This window comes from Sphingopyxis sp., from assembly GCF_035250425.1.
Classification (GTDB): Bacteria; Pseudomonadota; Alphaproteobacteria; order Sphingomonadales; family Sphingomonadaceae; genus Sphingopyxis.
The window spans coordinates 1-3521 of the sequence record NZ_DATFFD010000162.1 but is presented as its reverse complement, the minus strand read 5'-3'; the positions used below and the strand labels follow the sequence as shown (position 1 = coordinate 3521).

General features: G+C 64.8%; 7 protein-coding genes. 1 reads left to right on the top strand and 6 read right to left on the bottom strand.

Annotated features, from left to right (window positions below):
• Window positions 1-61: 61 nt before the first annotated feature.
• The 6 genes from ruvA to VJ811_RS09525 form a co-directional block, all read right to left on the bottom strand.
• A complete protein-coding gene (gene ruvA, locus VJ811_RS09550) occupies window positions 62-661 on the bottom strand; it encodes a Holliday junction branch migration protein RuvA (RefSeq protein WP_324072039.1) in 600 nt (199 codons plus the stop codon).
• A 212-nt stretch (window positions 662-873) separates the two neighbouring features.
• Complete coding sequence (ruvC, locus tag VJ811_RS09545) at window positions 874-1347, bottom strand: crossover junction endodeoxyribonuclease RuvC (RefSeq protein ID WP_324072038.1); 474 nt, start codon at window positions 1345-1347, stop codon at window positions 874-876.
• A 105-nt stretch (window positions 1348-1452) separates the two neighbouring features.
• A complete protein-coding gene (locus tag VJ811_RS09540) occupies window positions 1453-2199 on the bottom strand; it encodes a YebC/PmpR family DNA-binding transcriptional regulator (RefSeq protein ID WP_056371881.1) in 747 nt (248 codons plus the stop codon).
• A gap of 83 nt (window positions 2200-2282) precedes the next feature.
• A complete protein-coding gene (locus VJ811_RS09535) occupies window positions 2283-2600 on the bottom strand; it encodes a heavy metal-binding domain-containing protein (protein WP_062184526.1) in 318 nt (105 codons plus the stop codon).
• A 32-nt stretch (window positions 2601-2632) separates the two neighbouring features.
• The gene (locus VJ811_RS09530; RefSeq protein WP_037514655.1) at window positions 2633-2875 is read right to left on the bottom strand and encodes a DUF2312 domain-containing protein; all 243 of its coding nucleotides are present in this window, start codon (window positions 2873-2875) and stop codon (window positions 2633-2635) included.
• Between the two features lie 54 nt (window positions 2876-2929).
• Window positions 2930-3259 (bottom strand): DUF1244 domain-containing protein, encoded by a 330-nt coding sequence (locus VJ811_RS09525; RefSeq protein ID WP_324072037.1) that lies wholly within the window; start codon window positions 3257-3259, stop codon window positions 2930-2932.
• Window positions 3260-3378: 119 nt separating this feature from the next.
• On the opposite strand from VJ811_RS09525, the gene VJ811_RS09520 reads away from it, so the two are divergent.
• On the top strand, window positions 3379-3521 hold a 143-nt coding region (locus tag VJ811_RS09520), incomplete at its 3' end, for a pyruvate kinase (protein WP_324072040.1).

The following is a 3521-nucleotide window of genomic DNA, read 5'->3' as shown; positions in this document are numbered from 1 at the left end:
TCGCCGGTGCAGGCGATGCGGATTTGTCCGCAGCGGCAGGCGGCATTGCGGATGCGATCGGTCATTTTGCCGCCTTCTTCAGCGCCACGCGGACCAGCGCGTCGAGGCTTGCACCCGCGCCCAGTTCCTCATTCGCTGCCGCGACCGCAGCGCTCGCTTCGCCGGGTTTGAAGCCGAGCCCGGTGAGGGCGGTGACGGCGTCCCCGAGCGGGCCGGATGTGGCGGAGCGGGTGGAACCCGAACCCGCGATCCCGCCGAGCGCGCCGGCCTTGTCCTTCAACTCATGCGTGATCCGCTGCGCCAGCTTCGGCCCGACGCCGTTGGCGCGCGCGATCATCGCGCTGTCGCCGCTCGCCAGCGCGCGTTGCAGGTCGCCGATTTCGAGCGCCGAGAGGATCGCGAGCGCGACCTTGGCGCCGACGCCCTGGACGCTGGTGAGCAGGCGGAACCAGTCGCGCTCCTCGGCCTTGGCAAAACCGAGCAGGCGCAGGAAATCCTCGCCGACGAGCATTTCGGTGTGGATGGTGACATCGCCGCCGACCGGGCCGAGGGCGTCGAGGGTGCGCGCCGACGCTTCGACGAGGTAGCCGACGCCGCCGACGTCGATCACCGCATGGCCTGCGGCGGTGGAGTCGAGCCGTCCGGTGAGTTTCGCGATCATTTCGCTGTGCTAGCGTGGTAGGAATGAAAAGGGAACAAATTTGGTTCACGCGAAGACGCGAAGACGCGAAGACGCGAAGATGTCGCATTTGCCGCGAAGCGGCTTTCTCCATCGGATGTTGCGCGATGACGCGGCGTCGAAGGAGAAGGGAGCCTGGCGGCCCAGGTCCGCCTCTTCGCGCCTTCGCGCCTTCGCGCCTTCGCGTGAAACTATCAAATGCGCGGCCGGTGGTTTGCATGGCAGATCGCCACCGCCAGCGCGTCCGCCGCATCGGGTCCGGCGACCTTTGCGCCGGGCAGCAGCACGCGCAGCATCGCCTGCACCTGTTCTTTCGCCGCGCCGCCGGTGCCGACGATCGCTTTCTTGACCAGCCGCGGCGCATATTCGGCGACCGTCAGCCCGCCGCGCGCGCAGCCGAGCAGCACGACGCCGCGCGCGTGCGCGAGCTTCAGCGTCGATTGCGGATTGTCGTTGACGAAGACTTCCTCGACCGCGGCGCACCCAGGCGCATGATCTGCGATCACGGCCGCGAGCACGGTATCGAGATACGCGAGCCGGTCGGGCAGGGGCGCCTTTGCGTCGGTCTTCACCTGCCCGTTGGCGATATGGCTGATCCGGCTGCCCTCGACGCGGATGACGCCCCAGCCGGTGCAGCTGAGCGAGGGATCGAGGCCGAGGATGATCATATTAAAAGCCCCTCCCGCTTGCGGGAGGGGTTCGGGGTGGGCAAGCGGCGTGCCGTGCATCGGCCCACCCCTGGCCCCTCCCGCAAGCGGGAGGGGAGGATCTTGTCATCCAAGCTTTTCCATCACCGCGTCGGGGATCTCGTAATTACCCCACACGGTCTGGACGTCGTCGTCGTCGTCGAGCGTGTCGATCAGCTTGAACAAGGTCTGCGCGGTCGCTTCGTCGGTGACTTCGCTCTTCAGCGTCGGGCGCCAGGCGAGCTTGACGCCTTCGGCTTCGCCGAGCTTGGCTTCGAGCGCCTTGGCGACTTCGTGCAGGCTGTCGACGCTGGTCCAGATGTCATGGCCATCCTCGGACGATTCGACATCGTCGGCGCCCGCGTCGAGCGCGGCTTCGAATACCGTGTCGGCGTCGCCCGCCTTTGCGGCATAGCTGATCATGCCGAGCCGGTCGAAACCGTGGCTGACGCTGCCGCTGGTGCCGAGATTGCCGCCGTTTTTCGAAAAGGCCGTGCGGACGTTGGTCGCGGTGCGGTTGCGGTTGTCGGTCAGCGCCTCGACGATCAGCGACACGCCGCCGGGGCCATAGCCTTCGTAGCGGATTTCTTCGTAATTATCGCCTTCGCCGCCCGCGGCCTTGTCGATCGAGCGTTGGATATTGTCCTTGGGCACCGACTGCGCCTTGGCGGCGTTGATCGCGGCGCGCAGGCGTGCATTCGCGTCGGGATCGGGCAGGCCCATTTTCGCCGCGACGGTGATTTCGCGCGAAAGCTTGGAAAACAGCGAGCTGCGTTTTTTGTCCTGCGCACCCTTGCGGTGCATGATGTTCTTGAATTTGCTATGGCCGGCCACGGCCTACCTCCATCGAAACGGGAAATGTGACGCTGCCCCTAGCGCGTAGCGCGGTTCCAGACAACCACGCGCGGCGCCTGCAATCAGACAACCACCGCCGTCCCCGAGGCGCTGACCATCAGCATCGACCCATTCTGGCCGAGCACTTCATAGTCGAGGTCGACGCCGATCACCGCGTTGCCGCCGAGGCGCGCGGCCTCGGCTTCCATTTCGGCGATCGCTTCCTTGCGCGCGCGGGCAAGGACATCCTCATATTTGCCCGAGCGGCCGCCGACGATGTCGGTGATGCTGGCGAAGAGGTCGCGGAACAGATTGGCGCCGACGATCACCTCGCCGGTGACGATGCCCAGATATTCGCGGACCGGACGGCCCTCGACATTGTTGGTGGTGGTGCTGAACATCGTCACTCTCCTGAGGATTGCCGGGATTGGTGTCAGTCGATTCCGAGCGCCGACTTATAGACGTCGAGAATTGCTTCCATTTCCTTGCGATCGTGGACCGGCAATTTGCGCAGACGCACGATTTGGCGCATGATTTTCGGGTCGTAACCCTGCGATTTCGATTCATTATAGGTGTCGCGGATGTCGTCGGCGATGCCCTTTTTCTCTTCTTCCAGACGCTCGATGCGCTCGATGAAAAGGCGCAGTTGTTCGTCGGATACGGTGGCTTCGCTCATTTTTGGCTCCGGTAGTTGGGATGATGCGGCGCAAGAATCGCGCCTGGCGCGTCCCTAATGGCCCTTAGGATTTTTGGCCATGCTTTCTTCCATCCGGGCGAGCTGTTCGGGGGTCGCGGGGGTGTGGTGGCGCGCTTTCCACTCCGCGGTGGGCATGCCGTGGACGATCGCGCGGCCGGTTTCCTTGTCCATGTCGCCCGCCTCGGCGATCCAGTCGCCGAGGCAGTTACGGCAAAATCCGGCGAGCCCCATCAGGTCGATGTTCGCGGCATCGCTGCGATGCTGGAGCAGGCGGACGAGGCGGCGAAACGCCGCGGCGGCGACCGCATCGTCGAGGCTGTCGAGCGCGTCGTTACCGGCCGTCTGATCGTCGCTGCAGGACATGGTTCCTCCGTTGAATGATTGAATAGCTATACGGCGGTTGCCTTCGTATCATCAAGGCGGCATTGCGATCATCAGCAAGTCGGCATTGCCCTAGCGTCCCCCCTGTTATCGGAGCTTTTGTGGTCCAGAATTTTACCCCCCGCCAGCGCAAGGTGCGCATCCTGGCGACCCTTGGCCCCGCGAGCGCCAATCCCGAGATGATCGCCGCGCTGCACCGCGCCGGCGCCGATGCGTTTCGCGTCAATATGAGCCATGGCGACCA